The organism is Enterobacter cloacae complex sp. P42RS (assembly GCF_014930595.1).
Classification (GTDB): domain Bacteria; phylum Pseudomonadota; class Gammaproteobacteria; order Enterobacterales; family Enterobacteriaceae; genus Enterobacter; species Enterobacter bugandensis.
The window spans coordinates 254,525-276,679 of sequence record NZ_JADBRK010000004.1 but is presented as its reverse complement, the minus strand read 5'-3'; the positions used below and the strand labels follow the sequence as shown (position 1 = coordinate 276,679).

General features: G+C 55.5%; 16 protein-coding genes, 1 tRNA gene and 1 pseudogene. 10 read left to right on the top strand and 8 right to left on the bottom strand.

The window, feature by feature from the left end; genetic code table 11:
* Nucleotides 1-7 precede the first annotated feature (7 nt).
* Nucleotides 8-2,446 carry a poly-beta-1,6 N-acetyl-D-glucosamine export porin PgaA gene (gene pgaA / locus IM314_RS07230; RefSeq protein WP_193358475.1) on the bottom strand — a complete coding sequence of 813 codons (2,439 nt, stop codon included), beginning with the start codon at nt 2,444-2,446 and terminating at the stop codon, nt 8-10.
* 673 nt (nt 2,447-3,119) lie between these two features.
* On the opposite strand from pgaA, the gene IM314_RS07225 reads away from it, so the two are divergent.
* The gene (locus tag IM314_RS07225) at nt 3,120-3,647 is read left to right on the top strand and encodes a helix-turn-helix domain-containing protein (protein WP_045260784.1); all 528 of its coding nucleotides are present in this window, start codon (nt 3,120-3,122) and stop codon (nt 3,645-3,647) included.
* Between the two features lie 61 nt (nt 3,648-3,708).
* Here IM314_RS07225 and IM314_RS07220 read toward each other — a convergent pair whose 3' ends face one another.
* Both IM314_RS07220 and IM314_RS07215 read right to left on the bottom strand, forming a co-directional pair.
* The gene (locus IM314_RS07220) at nt 3,709-6,726 is read right to left on the bottom strand and encodes an autotransporter outer membrane beta-barrel domain-containing protein (RefSeq protein ID WP_193358474.1); all 3,018 of its coding nucleotides are present in this window, start codon (nt 6,724-6,726) and stop codon (nt 3,709-3,711) included.
* Nucleotides 6,727-6,840: 114 nt separating this feature from the next.
* The gene (locus tag IM314_RS07215) at nt 6,841-7,155 is read right to left on the bottom strand and encodes a lipoprotein (protein WP_028014394.1); all 315 of its coding nucleotides are present in this window, start codon (nt 7,153-7,155) and stop codon (nt 6,841-6,843) included.
* A 175-nt stretch (nt 7,156-7,330) separates the two neighbouring features.
* On the opposite strand from IM314_RS07215, the gene IM314_RS07210 reads away from it, so the two are divergent.
* From IM314_RS07210 to IM314_RS07200, 3 genes are all read left to right on the top strand, one after another.
* Nucleotides 7,331-7,963: a response regulator transcription factor gene (locus IM314_RS07210; RefSeq protein ID WP_028014393.1), complete on the top strand. Its 633-nt coding sequence runs from the start codon at nt 7,331-7,333 to the stop codon at nt 7,961-7,963.
* A complete protein-coding gene (locus tag IM314_RS07205) occupies nt 7,960-9,747 on the top strand; it encodes a hybrid sensor histidine kinase/response regulator (protein ID WP_193358473.1) in 1,788 nt (595 codons plus the stop codon). The genes IM314_RS07210 and IM314_RS07205 overlap by 4 nt, the downstream gene beginning before the upstream one ends.
* A gap of 401 nt (nt 9,748-10,148) precedes the next feature.
* Complete coding sequence (locus tag IM314_RS07200) at nt 10,149-10,475, top strand: hypothetical protein (protein WP_045630641.1); 327 nt, start codon at nt 10,149-10,151, stop codon at nt 10,473-10,475.
* On the opposite strand, the pseudogene IM314_RS07195 reads toward IM314_RS07200, so the two are convergent.
* The 3 genes and pseudogenes from IM314_RS07195 to IM314_RS07185 all read right to left on the bottom strand — a co-directional run bounded on the left by IM314_RS07195 (nt 10,453) and on the right by IM314_RS07185 (nt 12,676).
* A pseudogene (locus tag IM314_RS07195) lies at nt 10,453-11,271 on the bottom strand (DUF4225 domain-containing protein). The gene IM314_RS07200 and the pseudogene IM314_RS07195 overlap by 23 nt on opposite strands.
* A 520-nt stretch (nt 11,272-11,791) precedes the next feature.
* Nucleotides 11,792-11,867: transfer RNA gene (locus tag IM314_RS07190), tRNA-Phe, on the bottom strand.
* Between the two features lie 95 nt (nt 11,868-11,962).
* Complete coding sequence (locus IM314_RS07185; protein WP_028014391.1) at nt 11,963-12,676, bottom strand: DUF554 domain-containing protein; 714 nt, start codon at nt 12,674-12,676, stop codon at nt 11,963-11,965.
* 181 nt (nt 12,677-12,857) lie between these two features.
* Between IM314_RS07185 and IM314_RS07180 the strand changes: the two genes are divergently transcribed.
* Nucleotides 12,858-14,996 (top strand): ornithine decarboxylase, encoded by a 2,139-nt coding sequence (locus IM314_RS07180; protein WP_193358472.1) that lies wholly within the window; start codon nt 12,858-12,860, stop codon nt 14,994-14,996.
* A 44-nt stretch (nt 14,997-15,040) separates the two neighbouring features.
* Here the strand turns inward: IM314_RS07180 and IM314_RS07175 are convergent, their stop codons facing one another.
* Entirely contained in the window at nt 15,041-15,733 is a 693-nt protein-coding gene (locus IM314_RS07175; RefSeq protein WP_041908309.1) for a response regulator, read from the bottom strand.
* Complete coding sequence (locus IM314_RS07170; protein ID WP_163332786.1) at nt 15,723-17,348, bottom strand: sensor histidine kinase; 1,626 nt, start codon at nt 17,346-17,348, stop codon at nt 15,723-15,725. The genes IM314_RS07175 and IM314_RS07170 overlap by 11 nt, the downstream gene beginning before the upstream one ends.
* A gap of 345 nt (nt 17,349-17,693) precedes the next feature.
* Between IM314_RS07170 and IM314_RS07165 the strand changes: the two genes are divergently transcribed.
* From IM314_RS07165 to citE, 5 genes are read left to right on the top strand one after another with little or no spacing between them, the layout of a single operon-like run.
* On the top strand, nt 17,694-19,055 hold the full coding sequence (locus tag IM314_RS07165; protein WP_045630637.1) for a 2-hydroxycarboxylate transporter family protein: 1,362 nt from the start codon (nt 17,694-17,696) through the stop codon (nt 19,053-19,055).
* 17 nt (nt 19,056-19,072) lie between these two features.
* Complete coding sequence (locus IM314_RS07160; RefSeq protein ID WP_188245697.1) at nt 19,073-19,936, top strand: fumarylacetoacetate hydrolase family protein; 864 nt, start codon at nt 19,073-19,075, stop codon at nt 19,934-19,936.
* A gap of 10 nt (nt 19,937-19,946) precedes the next feature.
* Nucleotides 19,947-20,969, top strand: a complete 1,023-nt coding sequence (gene citC / locus IM314_RS07155; RefSeq protein ID WP_193358471.1) for a [citrate (pro-3S)-lyase] ligase — start codon at nt 19,947-19,949, stop codon at nt 20,967-20,969.
* 16 nt (nt 20,970-20,985) lie between these two features.
* Nucleotides 20,986-21,279, top strand: a complete 294-nt coding sequence (gene citD, locus IM314_RS07150) for a citrate lyase acyl carrier protein (RefSeq protein WP_028014384.1) — start codon at nt 20,986-20,988, stop codon at nt 21,277-21,279.
* A complete protein-coding gene (gene citE / locus IM314_RS07145) occupies nt 21,276-22,151 on the top strand; it encodes a citrate (pro-3S)-lyase subunit beta (protein ID WP_041908314.1) in 876 nt (291 codons plus the stop codon). Before citD ends, citE begins: the two co-directional genes overlap by 4 nt.
* The last annotated feature ends 4 nt before the right edge of the window (nt 22,152-22,155 follow it).

Below are 22,155 nucleotides of genomic sequence, written 5' to 3'. Positions count from 1 at the left end.
TTCATCCTTAAAAGCGTAAAGTCGCATCAAGCGTGACGGAGAGGTTGCTCTCGCGTTTGCCGTCGTAAGGGCGTTTATCCCAGTTCAGCATCACGCCGGTATCAATGACGTTATTCCACTGGACGCGTTGCCCGTAGCCCAGCAGGGCGATGGCGCCAACGGACTGGTTTTTCTGCCAGTAGCTGCCGCCTCCCGCCACCAACTGCTGGCTCCAGAGGGTGTCGTAATGGCGGTACATCTCATGATCCACGGACAGGGCGGCCGTCACGGACAGATCCCGCGCCGGGTTGTAATAGAGCGTGTCCCGCAGGCTGTTTTTACTGGCGGCGATCCCCGGTTCAAGATCCAGCGTCAGGGTCGGGGTCTGCCAGAGACGCTCCTTACCCGTAAGGGTGTATTCCTGTCGGCGATTATGGTCTGAGAAGCGGCTGACGGCGGCGCTGAACTGGTACTCACGGCGCTCGTTTTGATACCAGCGGATCCCGCCTTCACCCCTGTTGGCGCTAATTCCGTTGCGTAATGCCCGTAGCGGCGCGGTGCGGGATAAGCGTTCAAGGCTGCCGCTGACCTGCCAGTTATCATTGAGAAAGTACGTGGTTGAGAGGCGAGCACCCGGCTTGTTTTCACCGTGATAGCGGTTGCTGGATACCTCGGCTTCGAGCTGAAGGTCGCGAGGACGCCACTCGACGCCGCCCAGGAGGTGACGGCTGGTGCCTTTGCCTTCATCGAAATTACCTTGCGCATAGCGGGTACCCGCAAACAGCCGCCAGCTATCAGCTACCGGTGGACCATAGAGCGTGGCATCCCCGTTCAGGTCGTGCGTCCCGCTGATGGGGTTATCGGAGTGCAAGCCCTTGCTCGCGTTAAGGCGCAGCTCGGACATGTGATGCACCGTTCTGAGCCTGTCCAGACGCCTGGCGCTGCGAGCAACGGGCGCGCGGGCAAGCACGTCGTCGGCCAGTAAATCCATCTGGCGCCATTCCTGCAGATCCATGGCGACGTAAGCCTGCTGCTGTTCCAGCTCCAGATTAGATGGCTCCAGCGCCTCCGCCCTTTTTAACGCTTGCTCGGCCGCGCGCGGCTGGCCCCGCGCCTGAAGCAGGGTGGCATAGTCAATCTGCAGCCCCTGATTGCCCGGCGCCGTTGTGGCCAGACGGTGCGCCAGCTTATCCGCGTCCGGCAGGGCGTTGGTTGAGAGCAAATAGTTAAATTTGAGCGACTGCCCGGTAAGCCACCGATCGTTGGGCTGCGGAGTGGGCGAGCCGAAATCGTAGCGGGTCCACGGAACGCTGCGGGTCAGGCGCTCTACGTACTGGCGAGCGGCCTGATACTGCCCCGTGTCCAGCCAGGCGTAGAAAAGCGCATGCTCCTCGTCCTGCGGATCGTCGGCATATTGCGGATAGCGTTGCAGCAGCGAGAAGGCGGCAGTGGCGTTTTTCTCCTGCAGATACGCGGAGATCGCCCAGCCGATGGCCCAGCCCGGCACCGGATGCTGCGCCTCCGTCAGCGACTGATATTCACGGATGACCTGCGGGTAATCGCCATGCGCGTACAGCGCACCCAGCCTGTCGATACGGGCGAGGATGATGTCTTCCGCTGCCTGCGGTTCGTGTTGCCAGCGTGAGAGCAGGGCGTCGTAACGATTCAGTGCCGTTTGCGCCAGCTGCAGGCGCTCCTTTTCCGTTCTGCCAGGCACGTCGGCAAGGCGAACCCATTCTGCGGCGGCATTAAGCTCCAGACGGCGGCGCTGCGCGGGGGTCAGCGTTACCCTTTGTGACAGCATCAGCGCGGGAGTACTCACCCGGTTATCCGTTAGCGCGTCAGTCAGCTCGCTAAGGAGCGCGTTATTCTCCGGCGCGAGGGTCAGCGCACGCGTGTCCGCTAAAAGCCGATCCCAGCTTTTTCCCTGGCGTAACCAGACGTACGAGAGCGTCTGAAGATGCGCCGGAGAGGGATCCTCCGTCACCAGCTGGCGGGCTTCCTGCAGAGCGAGCGTATCCATGCGGGCATCGGCCAGGGTTTTGATATAACCGATACGATAATCGTCATTATGTGGCGCAAGGCTAAGCGCCTCTTTCCACAGTGATAAGGCAGGCTGCCACGCTTTTTGATCTCTTCTGGCCTGCGCGACAGCCGCAACGCCGCGAGCGGGCAGCGGCATATAAATGCCATAGCGCTGCCAGAGCTGAATCACCTCGTCATTACGACCTGCCCACACAGCCACCTGTAACCAGTCCGCTACTTGCTCGGGCGTCAGAGCATGCTGTTGCTGATACCGCTGAAGATAATTGAGAAACGGCGTGTAATTACCGTTACGTGCCTGTTGAATCTGTTGCTCATAAACGGATTCCGTTGCCTGAACGAGAACAGGAAACAGAAATAGCAGAAACAATAATCCTGGGGCGCGATAAAAGAATAACGTATTGAAGCGAAGCGATCTTTCCATATCTATTTGCCATTTGTTTATCATGAATCCATTGCATAACACGGCCGCCTTTTAACTCTGCGTTAAAGGCCATAAATGAGAACATTAAATCTGAATGCAATAACGTTATGGGGTACTTACTTTAAGGTAATTATGGAACCTCCTCTTTGGAAACTGGGTGGAAGGTAATGTACACCTGATATGTTGCCGGATAAATATGGTGAAAAGCAGAGGGGTAGTTTTGGGATAATTCTGGAATGAGATGTCTTTTGTGATTATTTTGAATTGAGTGTGTATTTGTAACTATTTGATATTAATGTAATTTATTTAAGTGTTTTTGAGTTTGTTTATATTCCCGGCGAGGTTTTATTGTAGCAATTAAAGTACTTTCTGGTGCATGTTTGGGAAGTTTCATGACAAAAAGTCTTAATGTTCATCGAAGTGACTTTTCTGCGATTGTTTTTTATTTATAATTAACGCCAGCCATTGAATGAAAGTCTACAGGAAGTCTTACTCATCAATGTCTGTATTGAGGGATGTTCAACGCCAGAATACATATTGTCGTTAATATTACAGCGCTATAAAACGAAGGCGGCCTTCTTTCTGAAGGTGCGCTCTTGCTTTAATCTAAAAGGGATGGTTAGTGGCAACTTCAATAGTGTTAGTGACCCAGGATCGCTATCTTGTCAGGGGGATGAGGCTATTTTTCCCGGATATTATCCTGCTCGACTCGATTGACAGAAACATATTTGATAACGGTGCAGATGAATATTCTGTGTTGATTGATAGCCGTTCTCCGCTCCGTTTATATGATTACCTGATACGCCATCCGGCCAGAACAAAAAAAACGATCTGCTGCGTTATGCTGGATATGCGACATCGCGAGGAGAATCTACTCAGTATGAAGTTGTTTATGAACACGTCGCTTACGGCGCCGGATATGGCATCGTTATTTAACCTGGTGCTCAATATGAAGGGCAGGCGTCTGACCACCAAATGGCTGCTTAACTTACGGCTTGGCACGCACGAAGCGATCATGCTGCGGTTGTTGAGGGCAGGGATGTCGATGGAAGCGATTGCCGATGAGCTGAACACGTCGGTGAAGAGCCTCTATCGCAAGCGGACAGCGCTGTCGGAACGCCTGGGGGCGGAGAACTTCAACGAGGCGTGTTTGTTTATCTTTAAAAACAAACTGCTGGACGCGGTTGGGAACGATCCCTGAATTCCTGAGAGCCTAAAAGCAAAAACCCGCCACAAGGGCGGGTTCTTTTACTGGAAATAATTCAGAACGACCAGCGCAGATTAGCGTTAACCGAGTTGACGCGGGTATCCGCACCATATTGCCCCTGATAACCCACATCCAGCGTCGCAGCACGCGACAGCTGTACGCTCACGCCGATATCACCCACCATCACGTCCTCATCCACGGCCTGCCCCTGAGTAATGAACGCGTCGCTGCCCGCAAACGCCATGCGCGAAGAGGTATTCTTATCGCCATAGGCGTGCTGCCAGCCCAACGAACCGTAGAGGTTCACGTTCTTCGGCAGCTCGGTCACACCGCGCACCCCGAGGGTGGAGTAGAAGGTGTTCATCGTTTCGTTACTTACGCTCAGCGCGGCGGCACCGCCGTCTTCCCTGAAGCTGTCGGTATGCAGTCGAATGTACGATAAATTGACGAACGGCTCGATATTCATATCAGGCTGGCCGAAGCGGTAACCCGCTTCGGTGAATGCCAGCAGCGAGTTGGCGTCGTAATCCGACTTCAGCCGATCCGAGAAGCCGCTGAAATCAACGCTGCGCTCGCCTTCTATCTTGTGCCAGGTGTAACCCAGCGCGCCGCGAAGGGAGAACGCATCCTGTTGACCCGCCGCATACAGGCCAAGGTGGTAGTTATCGGTATCCGTTGAGGAACGACGGCTGTCGACGTCGTAATCACCGCGGCTGTAGCCGAAGTAGCCACCGACACGCACGTTATGATCCGCCAGCTTGCGATCTGCTCCCAGCAGGAAGCCGGTGGTGTTGCCGTCCAGCTTGCCCACGTTCCCGTCGCCGTCGTTTCGGCTCCAGGAGCTGAAGGTCTGGCCCCAGACGCCATTGTTTTGCGGCTCCGGCTGCTGCACCAGCGACATCGCTAACGGTGGTATCGGCAGGCTGTCGTTATCAAACGCGCGCTGCATACGCTGGTTTAAGACGTTAAACACCTGCGTGCTGCCGGCGATCAGGTTGGACTGCATTGACGGATAAACTTCACCGGACAGCTGGTTGAACGCCTCGCGCGCTTCCGCCGCGCTGAGTACCAGCAGAGAGTTATACAGCGCCAGCGACGGGCCGCTTTGCGTCAGGGTGGAGAGCGCGCCGGCGGTATTCCACTGGTTGCTGCTTTTGGCGACGGTCTGGAAAATCCCCGGCTTGCCGCTGCCCGGATTCTCACCGCCAGGGTTTTCTCCCCCCGGGTTCTCACCGCCAGGGTTTCCTCCTCCTGGGCTTCCTCCTCCTGAATTTTCACCTCCCGGGTTTTCGCCTCCCGGATTCTCGCCGCCGGTCTCTTTCTGCGCGATAGTCAGATCGACGGCGTTGGTGCTCTGGTTGAGCGCCACGTCCAGGAAGGCGGATTTAGACACCGCCCCCGCGAACTGACCGTCAATTCCCCCGTCGGAGGTTAAAATGCGGTAGCTTTGGCCCGTTTTGTAGCTGGTTTGCGGATCCAGCGCGGTGACCTGTACCTGAGCCCGATCGCTGATGGTCGTTTTGCCTGCGACCAGCAGCTGGTCGCTGCGGCCATCACCGGCGATATCGACGTCATAGAAAGAGTCACCCACAAAATTCAGATAACGTTTCAGCGTCAGCGTGCCGATATCGCCATCCCCGGGCGAGATATGCCCGCCGGAAAGGATCTCGGTCTGGCCCAGCGTGCCGTTCCCTCCCAGCGTTCCGCCGGCCTTGATTGACGCGGCGCTGCTGTAGCCCAGCCCGTCGCTAACGTCGGATCCCGCCGTCGCGTTGAGGATCAGCGTCCCGCCGTTCTCGGCGCTAAGGGTCTGAATATCAAAAATATCGTCTTCTGGCTGGGTGTTGATGTTGCTGGCGATAATGACTTTGCCACCGCGCGCGGTCACGTTCGCCTGAAGGGATGAAAGATCGCCATTCAGCGTTGTCTGCCCGGAAGTATTGATCACCTCACCTTCGCCACTCATCTTGTTGCTAAAGATGTAATTTTCGTCGGTATGGTTGAAGTAGACATAGCTGCCGAACAGCCCGCCGCGCAGGCTGATTGCCGTATTCGCATCGAGAGTACCCGCGCCGCCCGCTGTGCCAAGCGTTGGCTCAGTTAAACCCGTGCCGGTGTCCATATTGCCGCGGCTGCCGACAATGAGCGCACCCCGGTTCGAGCCGGAACCCGAGGTCCCCACGATCAGCGTATTGCTGCCAGCGGAAAATGAACCGCCGTCAATCACCGACAGCACGCCATTGCCATAATCGCCCACGCTCACGCTGCTGCCGCTGGTAAAGCGCGAGTCTTTGCCCGCAATAACCAGCTCGGCGGTTTTACCTGCCCCGGAGACGCCCGCCACCTGCACGCCGCCAACGTTAACCGCACCGCCGTTCAGCACGTCCAGGTCGCCATAAAGCGTCAACGTACGGCCAACGTTCCACTGTGAGCCGCTCCCCGTGACGGTGGCTTTCGGGCTTAGCGTGTCGGTTTCACCCGGCCCGGTACCGTTGCCGATGCGCGCATCGTAGGCGGTGCTGAGCGCCGCGCCGTCTTCAATCGCCAGCGTGGAGCGTGCCCCCAGATCGGTACCTACGCTGAGAAAATTACTGGTCACGCGAGAGCCGGCGCCAGTGGCGATAAGGTGGCTGTCGTAGCCGCGGGTGGTGCCGACAACAATTTCTTTTGCGCTGGCCAGCGCGCCTTCTTCGACTCGCAGGGTGCCGAGGCCAAGATTCAGGTCGCCGCGCAGGACGTACTGATCGTTCACTGCGTTAAGCTCAGCGTTTGGCCCACGGACCGTGACCACGCTTTCATAAATTTGGCCGTCGAACAGCCGACCGATGTTGATGTTATAGGCGGTGATTTTGCCATTATCAATCAGCAGGTTTCCGGGTTGATTACGTCCAACGTAAACATCTCCGGTGTAACCCAGCGTTTCGGTTATACGCGCCTCGCCATCAAAAATGGCATCGGCTGCGCGCGCGAAATCGGCAGGTGAAAGCAGTAACAGTGGCGCGGAAAATAGAGCGAGGTAAAGTCTGGAAAGCGGCGTCTTAACCGCTAAAGCATGCGATGTAGAGTTATTCACGGGCTATCTCCGTACTCATTAGCGTGATGTCTGGAAAATCGTTTTTATGAAAACTCAGATACGTCAGAAAATATAAAAGGCGTTATTTATGTACGCCTTTTCATTTGCCGTTAATTATTTATGCGTGACAACCGGGGTACAGGTTGGTGCGCTGAGCGTCGGGGCGGATCCTAAAATCCCCGGCATCATCATTGATGAGCAATCGAAAATACGCCCTTTTTCCGTCGTAGCGCGATAAGACAGTTTTTGCCCTCCCAGTGCGTCCGGCTGGGCGCCATTAACATTGGTCACGGTTATTTCATCCGATGAGCCCAGCCCCAGCATTTTAGCGGTCTCCGCCTGCAGGAGTGGAATAGCCTGATCGGTTTTTAGCGTGGAACAACCGGCGAGCATCAACGTAACGCTTAAAAAGATGAGTGGTTTTTTCATAAATTATCCTTGATATCCAATCAGTTAATTTCACTGATTGTATTTATGTTTTCAATTACCCAAATCAGCGAATAATATATTTCCCTTTCCTAATCGAAAAAACCCTCCTAAAGTAGGGTGGGTAGATAATAATTCATCTGTACACTCAGATATGCGAAGGTAAAAGGAGGATCCTTTGGGGCAGAATTATGCGTTGGTCGTTGATGACCATCCATTGGTAGCAAGCGGCATCGCTAATTTTCTGATTTCACATTGCCAGTTTAAGCAGGCGAGCGTGGTGACGAATGAGGAAGATTGCTACCGTCAAATTAGGGATAATGGCCCGCCGCGTTTGCTGGTCATCGATTTTTGGCTTTCGTCCGGAACGGCACTGAAATTACTCAAAGAAGTAAAACAACATTACCCACAGGTACGGTTCCTGGTGGTCAGCGGGGACGACAATAATGACATCTGGCAGAAAGTTCACGCCGCCGGGGGACACGGATTTGTATTGAAAAGCGAACCGCCTGAAATGTTCTCACGGGCCGTTTGTGCACTCCTTGATAATCTGACCTGGTTTCCTGAGAGAAACGATTTTCCCGTTGAATCGAATAATGAGAAGTTAAGTAAATTTAACTTAACGCCGCGACAAATAGACGTTTTAAATATGATTATGCGCGGCCTGCCAAATAAACGAATCGCCGCGCAGCTTTCAATTTCTGAGCCCACGGTCAAAGAACACATCAGCAATATATTGAAAAAGATAGGCGTTAACAGCCGGGTCGAAGCCATCACGCTTCTGCATGGCAAGCGGGAATCATCAGAATGAGGTTTTTCCAGAGCTTACAGAAAGATGGTATCTCATCTCCCGCGCAGATCCGTTTGCTAAACAACACTTTTTTGCGGCTGGTGTTCAGCTTTAGCGCGGTGCCATTTGTCGGTATTCCTTTTGCCATCTGGATCTATTTGCTGGACGATGAACTTGGCCCAACCATTATCTGGATAATTATTTACCTGCTATGTGCCGTGGCAATCCGCATATTGCACCGACGCTACCAGCGCGAAGTGAAAGAGCATGATGAAGAGGACGTCCTGCGCCGCTGGCTTCCGCGCATAAATAAGATCGCTTTTATTCACGGGCTGGGGATTTCATCTCTCTATTTAATTACTCCGCAGACGCAGAACTTTGACTTTTTCCTGCTCCTTAATATCAGTATTGCCGCCATCGTCGCCGCCAATGCGACGCATCTGACGCCAGTCATCAGCACTTTTACGTGCTTTTTCTTCGCCTCCTGGGGAGTATTGAATATCGGCATCATCTGGCGGCTGGACGAGCTGATATTCATTGTGCTGATGCTGAACCTGCTGTACGGCTTCGCCATTTACCGCCATGCGTTAACGTCGCACGCGTACTTTATTCAGCAAGCGCTGCTTGAGGAAAAAAGCTCACGCCTGGCAGAACAGTTTCGTCAGGCCAAAGAGGAAGCGGAGCAGGCGCTGCTGGATAAAAATCAGTTCCTGACGACTGCCAGCCACGACCTGCGTCAGCCGGTACACGCCATGGGCTTTCTGATCGAAGCGATTATCCACCGAAATCGGGACGACAGCCTGACGCCCCAGCTGCTTGACCTTCAGCAGAGCGTTCGCTCGGTGCATTTGATGTTCAATTCTCTGCTCGACCTCAGCAAGATTGAATCCGGGAAAGTGCTCACAGCCCCTACCAAAGTGGATATCGGCGCTCTGCTCGACTCGGTGATCACGCTGTTTCGCGAAGAGGCTAATAGCCGTGCACTTAGGCTGTCCACCCGTCGACCCAAACGCCGCATCCACGTGATGGGCGACCCGCTGCTGGTGCGACAATCGCTGATTAACCTGATTCAAAACGCCCTTCGCTACACGCAGCAGGGCGGCGTGCTGGTTGCCATCCGACCGCGCGGTGACGAGTGCCTGGTGGAGGTGTGGGACACGGGTGTCGGTATCGCTGATGACGAGAAAGGTAAAATCTTCTCCCCTTACTACCGCCCCGAACTGGCCTGGAAGATCGACAGCGCCGGACACGGGCTGGGCCTCGCCGTGGTTGCCCGCTGTGCCAGGCTGATGAAGGTGAAGTACGGGATGCAATCCATAGAAGCTAAAGGCTCACGCTTCTGGATGCGCTTCACTCAATATGCTGGCGAAGAGATCGCGACGGACATCCCGCCCGCCGATAACAACGCCTCTGCGCCGGTACGCTATGCGCCGCTGCGCGGTTCTTGCCTGGTCGTCGATGACGACCCGCTGGTGACGTCAGCCTGGGAGAGCCTGATGAGCGTTTGGGGAATCAACGTGCGCTGCGCGGCCTCCGCTGAAGAAGCGTTCGCCATCATCGACGACGGCTTCACCCCGTTCGCCGTGCTGTGCGACCAGCGCCTGCGATCCGGTGAAAGCGGCTTCGACATCCTGAAAGCGCTTTTTGAACGTCTGCCGGACATGAGCGGCGCGATGGTCAGCGGCGAATTTAATTCGCCTGTTCTGCTGGAGGCGGAGCAGGAAGGGTACCTGGTGCTCCGCAAGCCTCTGGAGCCGGCTAAACTGCATGCGCTGCTGACGCAGTGGTCGGGGTGTCGTGGATAGGGGAATAGATAATAGCAGCATTGCGCTTCACTGTAGGGCCAGATAGTTCGCGGTGTCCTGCTGTGATGCCAATGTGTCGGTATGGTTGAGCCGCTGAGGGAGGATTTCGCGGGCCTGATTAATGATTTCATCGTGCATGATTCAGCCTCCTGTGGTGATCTGCATGTTGCTTCTACAGGGCAGGGCGGGAGATGTTGGAAACGGCCCCGAAGGAGTCATTAGAGTTGCTACCAGCGAAGTTCCGCAGTGGGCAATAATGTCAGTTTTCGAGCGTATACTCTAAGATATCTTCAACTCGTTGATATATATAAATTTGACGAATATCGTCAGGTAGCGATTTATCCGCCAAATTAAGTTAAACTTCGTCACAGGTTTCAGTGAGTTATGGGACGGATAACAGAATGACCAGCGAAGAGGCACTTTTAAAATCAGGTTTTAGCAAACGAGATATTCAAAAGCTAAAAAACAATATTGAAAATTACGGTGGTTCGTTTGATAGCGTAACTCATGATCTGGCCAATCGTTTTAAGGCTATGAAGTGGATAACTATTATTGCCTTCATCATACTGGCTTTAACTCTTTTACTTGCATCCAAGGATACAAGCCTGACACTAGCACTCACGTTATTGATTGTACTACCTTTCATCTGGTATATAACGCCAGCAAAACTTGGCTACAAATCCTGGCGTTATCGTAAAATGCTGACTAATTCTGGGACGGGTCGCTGACGGACAACAGATCAAAAATAATCTTAGCTTTCACGCCATAACCCGCTATTTTCATTGTAAGCTGCGGGCGGCTCAGTGTGCTCACCTTTCGGTAATAGTCAGCAGGGAGATAACGAAACAGTCGCCAGGTACCAGGTCGCCGTAACAAGCCAAAAATGGTGTACGCATTAGCGGCCAGTGAAATTGATTTGTAGACACCTAACCCATTCTCACGACTAAAGCCCATAAACTCAGCTGTAGACATCGCGGCATTCGCGACCAGCCCTTCACTGGTAGTGTTGTTAGTTGCGTAGCGAGCCACTTCTTTACTGATGCTGTTTGCCCCGTCAGTAACCAGAATCGCACCAGCAAGAACCCCGAGAGGGGTCATAGTGCCTATGAGGGTAAATCCTGCGGCTATTTCAGCACCGGCCAGGACAACACTAACAGCCGAGATCACATACCCAACAATTTTGTTATTCTCTCGGATAAACTCGACTTTAGCCTAAAGCTTCGCTGCCTTCGTTCTTAATAAACGCGCTTGTTCCAGCAGGTTACTGTTTTCTTCTCTGAGAATTTTAACGCATTCCATGCATTCTTCATCTGATTTAGCCCGACGAGCTAACGTAAACTGATGTTCTATGAGGTCCCGAATTTCCTGAACAAACTTCATTCGAGTCAAACTATCGCTGAGATGAAAAGCCGACAGAGTGTTGGCTGTATTTACCAGTTTCCTGGCTTCCATATTCACCATAGTTTCCGCCCAGGCTTTATTTCTTCCATCTGAGCGCATCATGTTAAGTAATGCTGCATCCATTGGTGTTCCTCTCAATTGCTTTACCGGGCTCTGCTTAGACTGATAAACGCCCCCCTGACAGCCATGCGTGCCAACGCACACACAATATAGTAGTAATGTGGTTACGGTGTCTGAAGTAGAAGTCGCTTTTTACAGCTTCGTTCCTCGGCCTACTTTACTGCGGTTAGCCAGGGCCTGTTCCAGCAGTGTACGGAACGCCGACAGGTCACTTTTCAGGATGTCCCGGATGGATTTACCACCAATCAATCTAATAAAACAGTTAGCCGATGGGGTGTAATCACGGATACGTGATGCCGCTCTGTCGGGCTCTGTCCAATTGATATGTGCATTTGTAATGCTCAAATAGATCGGTGAAGGTCAGGTTTTTCTGCTTCTGTGTGGCGGTAAAGGCGGTAAACACGCCAGTTGTACCACCGGGAAGCGGGGCCGGAGGAGAGATAAGGGCGGTAACTACTGTTCAAACAACGAGTTGCTGACTCAGAAAGCAAAAACCCCCGCCGAAGCGAGGGTTATAAATAAGTGGTGCCCGGACTCGGAATCGAACCAAGGACACGGGGATTTTCAATCCCCTGCTCTACCGACTGAGCTATCCGGGCAACGGGGCGCATTAAACCCGATCTGCCCGTTGCCGTCAACGAAAAATGTTATTTTCGTTACAGACTGCGCAATCTCTCGCCATTTCGCCGCAATCTTAAGCGAAAAAGTGCGTCCAGAGCGCAGAGAGCGGCATGGCGAGCAGTAATGCGGGCAGCATATTCACCACGGCAAACATTTTGATCCCGCAAATACGTAGGCCCGTCGCCAGCAGCAGCAGGCCGCCGACGGCGGTGAAGTCCGCCATCATCGCTGGCGTGGTCAGCGGGAGAATCAAGGTGGCACAGGTGGCAAGCGCCAGCTGGATTAGCAGCATCGGGACGCAAATCGCCGCAACGGCAACGCCGAGCGTGGTGGCGAAAATGGTGGCGGTGAAGAAATCGAGAAACGCTTTAGCAATCAATATGCTTGGGTCGCCCGTCATCCCTTCCTGCATCGAGCCGAAAATCCCGGTGCCGCTTGCGCAAAACAGAATAATGATGGCGACGTAGTTCTGAATAAACGACTCGTGCGTGCCGTGTTTCGCCTTGCCCGGTCGGGCAATCAGGTTTTTGGCTTTGCCCACCGCGCTATTGATGCCTTTTTCCAGATAGCAAAATTCACCAATCAATGCGCCGAGCAGTGTAGCCAGCACCATGACGGGCAGGTTGGCGCATTTGATCACTAGAAGGATGCCGATGCCTAAGGATGCCAGGCCGAATATAGAGGGCATGGATGAACGGATACGCTCCGGCAGCCGCTGACTCAACACTGCGCCCAGTACGCCGCCCAGCAATACGGCTCCGGCGTTAATAAATGGCCCGATAACCACAGTTAACTCCTGTTATTTACTCATTGATATTGCATTATTATGGCACGTCAGGGCTGCGCGAGCCTTAGCTTTGGGTGGTTTCGTGCATACTGATTCCTTCTTGCGCGTGAAAATAAAAAGTGACATGATTGCGCGAATTTTCTCCTCCCTGTCTCACCGCTCGGTGAGGGTATTTGCGCTTATGAAAACCATGAAAATTGCCGTCAGCCATGAGCTGGTATCCAAGGTTTCTACGCACCGTGAAAAGGTGACGCTGGATAACACCGATTTCACCGATGTGGCGGCAGTCGTCATTACCGTTGTTGAAAGCTACAGCGGCATTCTCGCGTTGCTGAAGCGTACGGGCTTTCAGCTACCGGTGTTTATGTTCTCGCAAGAGCCTGGAGAGATGCCTGATGGCGTCACGGCGATTATCTCGGGTAAAGCTCAGGAGTTTCTGGAACTGGAGAGCGCCGCCTGCCGTTACGAAGAGGAATTGCTGCCGCCTTTTTTCGATACCCTGAGCCAGTATGTAGAGATGGGCAACAGCACCTTCGCCTGTCCGGGCCACCAGCACGGGGCTTTTTTCAAAAAACACCCGGCAGGGCGACAGTTCTATGATTTCTTCGGTGAGAATGTGTTTCGCGCCGACATGTGCAACGCCGACGTTAAGCTGGGCGATCTGCTGATCCACGAAGGCTCCGCCAAGCACGCGCAAAAGTTCGCGGCGAAAGTATTCAACGCGGACAAAACCTACTTTGTGCTGAACGGCACGTCGGCGGCCAACAAGGTGGTGACCAACGCGCTGCTGACCCGCGGCGACCTGGTGCTGTTCGACCGCAACAACCATAAATCTAATCACCACGGCGCACTGATCCAGGCGGGCGCCACGCCGGTGTATCTTGAGGCGGCGCGCAATCCGTTTGGCTTTATCGGCGGGATCGACGAGCACTGCTTTGATGACGCGTATCTACGGGATCTGATCCGCGAGGCGGCGCCGGAAAAGGCCGACGAGGTCCGCCCGTTCCGCCTGGCGATCATTCAGCTTGGTACCTACGACGGGACGATCTACAACGCCCGCCAGGTGATCGACAAGATCGGCCATCTGTGTGACTACATCCTTTTTGACTCCGCGTGGGTGGGCTACGAGCAGTTTATTCCGATGATGGCGGAAACGTCCCCGCTCTTGCTGGAGCTTAACGAGAACGATCCGGGTATTTTCGTGACCCAGTCGGTGCACAAGCAGCAGGCCGGGTTCTCGCAAACGTCGCAGATCCATAAAAAGGATAACCACATCCGCGGTCAGGCGCGCTTCTGTCCGCACAAGCGGCTGAACAACGCGTTTATGCTGCACGCCTCCACCAGCCCATTTTATCCGCTGTTTGCGGCGCTGGACGTGAACGCCAAAATTCACGAGGGCGAGAGCGGGCGCAGGCTGTGGGCGGAGTGCGTCGAGCTGGGCATTGAGGCGCGCAAGGCCATCATCGCCAACTGCCATATGATCAAACCGTTTATTCCGCCGGTGGTGGCGGGGCGGCCATGGCAGGATCACCCCACGCAGGTCATCGCGAGCGAGCGTCGCTTCTTCAGCTTCGAGCCGGGGGCCAAATGGCACGGGTTTGAGGGCTATGCGAGCGAGCAGTATTTCGTCGACCCGTGCAAGCTGCTGCTGACCACGCCGGGCATTGATGCAGAAACAGGTCACTACACAGATTTCGGCATTCCGGCAACCATTCTCGCCCATTATCTGCGCGAAAACGGCATCGTGCCGGAGAAGTGCGACCTCAACTCGATCCTGTTCCTGCTGACGCCTGCCGAAAGCAGCGAGAAGCTGGCGCAGCTGGTGGCGATGCTGGGGCAGTTTGAGCAGCATATTGAAGACGACACGCCGCTCGCTGACGTGCTGCCGACCATCTACCAAAAATACCCGGTGCGTTACCGCGACTACACGATCCGTCAACTGTGCCAGGAGATGCACGATCTCTACGTCAGCTTTAACGTGAAGGATCTACAGAAGGCGATGTTCCGCCAGGAGAGCCTGCCCGCCGTAGTGATGAACCCGCAGGATGCCAACCAGGAGTACATTCGCGGGAACGTGGAGCTGGTGCGTATTCGTGACGCTGAAGGGCGCATTGCCGCCGAAGGTGCGCTGCCGTACCCGCCAGGCGTGCTTTGCGTGGTGCCGGGAGAAGTCTGGGGCGGGGCGGTACAGCGTTACTTCCTGGCGCTGGAAGAAGGCATTAATATGCTGCCGGGCTTCTCGCCGGAGTTGCAGGGCGTTTACAGCGAGAAGGATGCGGACGGGATTAAGCGGCTGTATGGGTACGTATTGAATGTCTGAACGTAGGCCCGGTGGCGCAAGCTTACCGGGCCTACAATACTTCGTCAGGCTTCTGCGCGGCGGTACATCCTTCTCGGATGCCCAATCTTCCCGTACAGCATCTCCACCGTCAGAAAACCCACCTCCACGCAATGTTCCAGATAGCGTCGGGTGGTGGTTTTACTCAGTCCCGTCTCGCTCACCACCTCATCCACCGTAAAGCAGTGCGCCGCCTTGCTGTTAAACAGCGTTTGCACCCGCGCCAGCGTGTTCTCCTCTATTCCCTTGCTGCCGTTGTCCAGACGATAGTTTTTCGCCTGTAACTGATAGAGTGAATCCACGTTCTGCTGGTCGACAATCTTCCAGACCCGCTGCTGTTCGGTAAACTGCACAAAACGCTCCAGCGACTGGCTGAGCCGCTTCCAGGAGACCGGCTTAAGGATATAGTCAAACGCGCCGTTGCGAATCGCCTGGCTGCAGGTGTCCATATCGCTGGCGGCAGTGATGAAAATCACCGAGCAGTTGGCGCGGGCCAGCATCGGGTTGCTGATAAGGGTAATGCCTTTGCCGTCCGGCAGGTAGTTATCCAGCAGCATCAACTGCGGCTGTTTACTCTCAAGCTGAACCTGCGCGTCGGCCAACGACGCGGCAATCCCCACCAGCCTCAGGCGCGGATGTTTACCGATAAGCTCCGCGTGCAGCTGTGCCAGTTCGTTCTCGTCTTCAACAATCAGTACGTCGATAAGTTCATGTTGCATAGTCGGTATCTTCCAGTTGCCGGACGGTTCCCGAGGCCGGGATAAACAGTGAGAAAATGGTCCCGTGCGGCATGTTATCGGCAATTTCTATTGTGCCGCCAGCCTGCGTGACGTAGCTTTCGATCAGATACAGGCCAATCCCGTGATCGCCCCGCGTTTTGGTGGTGATGCCGCGTTCAAATATCCGGTCACGGATCGCCGGGGTAATGCCAACGCCCTGGTCGGCCACTTCAATAATCAGCTCCTGCTCGCTGAGTTTTATCAGCACTTCCACCGGCGCATGCGGGAGCGGCGATCGCTGCGTCGCTTCGATGGCGTTATCCAGCAGGTTGCCAATAATCGAAATCAGCTCTTGCTCTCCCAGCGGCAGGAACGGTTTGTCCAGCCGACAGGCCGGGTCGAAACTCAGCTCGACGCCTTTCTCACGCGCGCGGGCGGCTTTTCCCAGCAGCAGCCCGCAAAGTGTCGGGGAACTAAAGCGGGAGGAGATAAAGTCCAGCAGCTCCTGAGCATGCTCCGACTGCGCCTGAATGTAGCGAATGGCCTCTTCATAGCGGCCCATATGCAGCAGGCCGGAGAGGGTGGTCATCCGGTTCAGCTGCTCATGACGCATAATACGCAGGTTATCGACGTAGCGTTTTACCTGGCTGAGCTGGCTGCTGAGAGAGTCGATCTCGTTGCGATCGCGGAAGGTGATCACCCAGCCCTGCAGCGACCCCTCAAGCATGATGTGTACCCGGCTGGCAATCACCGTGAGATCGTTAAAGCGGCAAATCTCGTCATGGGTATCTTTCGCCAGCATCGTCTGCGTGTCGAAGAACGGGACCGGATCGATCACCTGGCTTATCAGCTGCCCGCGCAGTTCCCGGGCCGGCTGGCTCAGGCCCAGCAGCTTGCGCGCCGCCTGGTTGATCACCTCTATGCGCCGTTCGTTATCAATGGCGATCACGCCTTCGTAAATGGACTCCATCATCGCCTTTTGCTGGCGCACCAGCAGGCCGATCTCTCGTGGCTCCAGGGAGAAGATCTGCTTCTTAATACTACGGGTAAAGAACCAGGAGAAGACAAAGAGGGCGATCAGCAGCAGCATGGCGGCAATCAGGATATTGACCACTTTACTGACGGTAATGGTGTCCAGGTAGCTGGTGAGATAGCCAACTGAAACAATGCCGACCACCTGCCCGGCGTCGTTGAAAATGGGCGCTTTACTGCGCAGTGAAATGCCCAACCCGCCTTTACGTATGGTTGTCGTGCTTTTCCCCTGCAATACGGCTTCATTGTCGCCGCCGACCAGCGTCGTGCCCACCCTGTCGGCAAAGACGGAGTGAAAAAGATGCCGTCCCGTATTATCGCCAATGACAATAAAGCTGGCGTCGCTGTGCGCGGCCATTTTCTGCATGAAATCATGAATGGCGTTGATATCTTTTTGTTCAACTTCAGTACGCAATGACGGAATAAGCGCAATCTCTTCCGCCTGTATTTTAGCGCGCGCACTCATTTCCTGATAAAGCTGTTTTCCGACATCGGCATAATAATATCCGCCCAGCAGCACAAAAAGCACTGAGAAAAAGGCAACGAGCGAAATAAACAGCTTAATCTGGAAAGAGACTTTCATAACTATCACGCAAAGTAGCGGCAAAGATCGTCAATATATCATCTTTTTTCATGCGGATGTCCGCTTTGCGGGAAACTTGTGATCCCTTGCACAGCAAGGCCTGTAAATGATTTATCCAGAAGGCTTAAGATCTTCTTGCTGCTAAGTTAAATGTTATTTGGTCGTTCAATTCAGAAAAGAAACCATAAAAACCACGATAATAAATAAGGCATAAATCACATTAAATAAAAGAAACCATAAAAACCATAGCTGCCATTAAAACTTCGCTTTTAATATGCCATTCCTCACATAAAGTAGGCCTTTGTGACTCTAAGCTGAACGCACAAAATAACTAAGGGGCTTATTATGAGCACAACTGACGATTCTTTCTCTGTTACCCACGACCCGATTGAAATTCAGCGGCCATCCCTCAAGGAGCGGTGGTGGCATATTATGGATACCTGGAAAATCGGGATTATTCCTCTGCCGCTGTTCGTTCTGGCGGGCGCGCTGATTGCGATTGATTGCCTGGGCGGAAAGCTGCCGAGCGATATCGTTGTGATGGTGGCGACGCTGGCCTTCTTCGGCTTTGCCTGCGGTGAGTTCGGCAAACGCCTGCCGATTGTCGGCAAGCTTGGTGCGGCGGCGATTTGCGCCACCTTTATCCCTTCCGCACTGGTCTACTACGGTTTGCTGCCGGACGTGGTGGTGGAATCCACGACTAAATTCTACAAATCCACCAACATTCTCTACCTCTATATCTGCTGCATTATCGTCGGCAGCATCATGAGCATGAACCGCACGGTGCTGATTCAGGGCTTCCTGCGCATCTTCTTCCCGATGCTGTGCGGTGAAATCGTCGGCATGATTGTTGGCATGGGCGTGGGGCTGGCGCTGGGCCTCGAGCCGTTCCAGATCTTCTTCTTTATCATTCTGCCGATCATGGCGGGCGGCGTCGGGGAAGGGGCGATTCCGCTTTCCATCGGCTATGCCACCCTGCTGCATATGGACCAGGGTGTAGCGCTCGGCCGCGTGCTGCCGATGGTCATGCTCGGCGGGCTGACGGCAATCATCATCTCCGGCTGCCTGAACCAGCTCGGTAAACGCTACCCGCACCTGACCGGTGAAGGCCAGCTGATGCCTAACCGCGCGAATGCCGATGCCACCGTCTCTCAGCCTGCGTTTTCCGGTAAAGCGGACGTGACGACTATCGCCTCCGGCGCGCTGCTGGCGGTGCTGCTCTATATGCTCGGCATGCTCGGCCACAAGCTGATTGGCCTCCCTGCGCCGGTCGGCATGCTGTTTATGGCGGTGCTGGTGAAGCTCTGCAACGGCGCCTCTCCGCGCCTGCTGGAGGGCTCGCAGGTGGTGTACAAATTCTTCCAGACCTCCGTGACCTACCCGATCCTCTTCGCCGTTGGCGTGGCCATCACCCCGTGGCATGAACTGGTGGCCGCCTTCACGCTGACCAACCTGCTGGTGATTATCAGCACCGTCTCCGCGCTGGTGGCGACCGGGTTCTTCGTCGGCAAAAAGATCGGTATGCACCCGATTGATGTCGCCATCGTCTCCTGCTGCCAGAGCGGCCAGGGCGGTACCGGCGACGTGGCGATCCTGACCGCAGGCAACCGCATGAGCCTGATGCCCTTCGCCCAGATTGCTACCCGTATCGGCGGGGCGATTAACGTCTCTGTCTCACTGCTGATTCTGGGCAACTTCCTCGTCTAAGTATTCAGGAAAAAACAATGAAACTCGCAAGCTTTTTATACCAGGGAAAACGCAGCTACGGCATCGTCCAGGCCGAGGGCGTGATTGATTTAGGCCGCCGCCTGGGCGACCACTATGGCGACCTTAAAGCGCTGCTGCAGGGCAACGGGCTGGCGTTGGCCACCCGTTACCTGAACGACGCGGTGGATGTACCGCTGAGCGCCATCACCTTCTTACCTGTGATCGTGCAGCCGGAAAAAATCCTCTGCGTGGGCATGAACTACGCCGACAAGCGCAAGGAGTTTGACCAGCACAACCCGGCCCCAACGCTGTTTGTCCGCTTCCCGGACTCACAGACCGGCCACAACGAGCCGGTGCTGAAGCCGCGCCACTCCAGCGAATTCGACTACGAAGGCGAGCTGGCGGTGATCATCGGTAAGGGTGGGGAGAACATCAGCCGCGATGACGCCCTGCGCCACGTGGCGGGCTACAGCTGCTACATGGACGGCTCCGCCCGCGACTGGCAGCACACCTGGTTCACCGCCGGTAAAAACTGGCGTCAGACCGGGGCGTTTGGCCCCTGGATGGCGACGGCGGATGAGATCCCGGACCCGCACAGCCTGGCGATCCGCACCTGGCTTAACGGCCGCATGGTGCAGGAGGACAACACCAGCAGCATGATCCACAAGGTCGCGGAGCTCATCGAGTACATCAGCACCTTTACCCGCTTAAGCCCGGGCGACGTGATCATCACCGGCTCCCCGGGCGGTGTGGGTAAAAAGCGTAACCCGCCGCTGTTTATGAAAGAGGGGGATCGCATTGAAGTGGAGATCGAGCATATCGGTCATCTGAGCAACGTGATTGTTGAAGCGCCAGCCGTCGGGCTTGCGGCGGCACACTGAGAAAGGCGGCATGAACAGTCAACCCATCGATTTTCGCCAGACGCTGGTGGCGAAACACCCGGAACGCTTAAGCCAGATCCGCTACCTGCTGGCAGACAGCGGCCTTGGCCTGGACAACGACATCACGCTGTTTGTCGAAGCCTGGTCCGGCGCGCAGCTGGTGGGTTGCGCAGGACTTGCCGGCAACGTCATCAAATGCGTGGCGGTCAACGAGCAGCTTCGTGGGGAAAACCTCAGCGCGCGGCTGCTGGCAGAGGTGGAAAATGCGGCGCTGGAGCGCGGCCATTTTCACCTCTTCCTCTGCACCCGTCCGTGCAACCGGGAGCGCTTTGCCCGCAGCGGCTTCTGGCCAATTGCCCAGAGCGGGAACAACGCGGTGCTGATGGAGAACACCCCGCAGGGGATCGCGCGCTACTGCCGTACCTTAAGCCGGATGCGAAAGGGCGGGGAGAAAACTGGCGCGATAGTGATGAACGCCAATCCGTTCACCCTCGGCCACCGCCATCTGGTGGAGCAGGCGGCGCAGCGGTGCGATGCCCTGCATCTGTTCGTGGTGCGTGAAGACGCCTCGTTCTTCCCGTTCAGCGCGCGTCTCGAGATGGTGCGCGCGGGCGTGGCCCATCTGCCGAACGTGGTGGTGCATGAAGGCTCGCAGTACATCATCTCCCGCGCCACCTTCCCGGCCTACTTCCTGAAGGAGACCGGCAAAGTGCAGCAGGCGTGGAGCGAGATCGACGTGCTGATCTTCCGGGACTTCATCGCCCCGGCGCTCGGCATCACGCACCGCTTTATCGGCTCGGAGCCTTTTTGCGACATCACCCGCCAGTACAACCAGACGCTGCATGACTTGCTGGCCTCGCATATCGAAGTGGTGGAGATGCCGCGCATCAAGGCCACCGGCAACGCCATTTCGGCGTCCGAAGTTCGCCGTTTACTCAAGTCACAGCAGTTTTCCCGGATCCGGGAGATCGTCCCGGACTCCACCTTCGCGCATCTCGAAACACACTATCGTGCGAGTGCGGAAGTCGCATAACTATCAGGAATTTATCATGAATATTGTAAGGGAGGCGCTGGCCGGAACGCAGGAGTCCAGCGACCTGATGGTGAAAATCGCCCCCGCTCACGGCGAGCTGGAGATTGTCATCCACAGTGAAGTGATTAAGCAGTTTGGCGAGCAAATTCGCCAGGTGGTCAACGACACGCTGCGCGCCATGAACGTGCGCCAGGGATTAATCATTATTGAAGACAAAGGGGCGCTGGACTGTGTTATTCGCGCCCGCCTGCAAAGCGCGCTGATGCGTGCCGCCGATGAACAGGCCATCAACTGGGAGGCGCTGAAATGAGCAAACTCCGCCGCAGTATGCTGTTCCTGCCGGGCGCCAACGCCGCCATGCTTTCCACCGCGTTTATCTACCGCCCCGACTCCATCATGTTTGACCTTGAGGACGCCGTCGCCCTGCGTGAGAAGGACACCGCCCGCCTGCTGGTATTCCACGCGCTACAGCACCCGATGTATCAGGATATCGAAACCGTGGTGCGCATTAACCCGCTCAGCACGCCGTTTGGCCTGCTGGATCTGGAAGCCGCCGTGCGCGCGGGTGTGGACGTGATCCGCCTGCCAAAAACCGACACCCCGGACGACGTCTACGAGCTGGAAGGCCATCTTGAACGCATTGAACGCGAGTGCGGCCGCGAGGTCGGCTCCACCCGCGTGATGGCGGCGATTGAATCGGCCATTGGCGTCATCAATGCCGTGGCGATTGCCCGCAGCTCCCCGCGCCTCATCGGCATCGCGCTGGCCGCCTTTGACTACGTGATGGACATGCAGACCGAGCGCGGCGACGGCACCGAGCTGTTCTATGCCCGCTGCGCCGTGCTGCACGCCGCTCGCGCCGCGGGCATCGACGCCTTCGATGTGGTGTGGTCAGACGTTAACGACGAGGCTGGGTTCCTTCGCGAGGTCGATCTGATCCGCAAGATGGGCTTTAACGGCAAATCGCTGATTAACCCGCGCCAGATTGACCTGCTGCACAACGCCTACGCCCCGACGCAGGAAGAGGTGGATCACGCCAAAAGGGTGATTGAGGCGGCAGAAGAGGGCGAGCGTAACGGCCTGGGCGTGGTGTCGCTCAACGGCAAAATGGTGGATGCACCAATTATTAACCACGCGCAGGTGGTGCTGGAGCGCGCGGCGGCTTCCGGCGTGCGTCGGTAAGGAT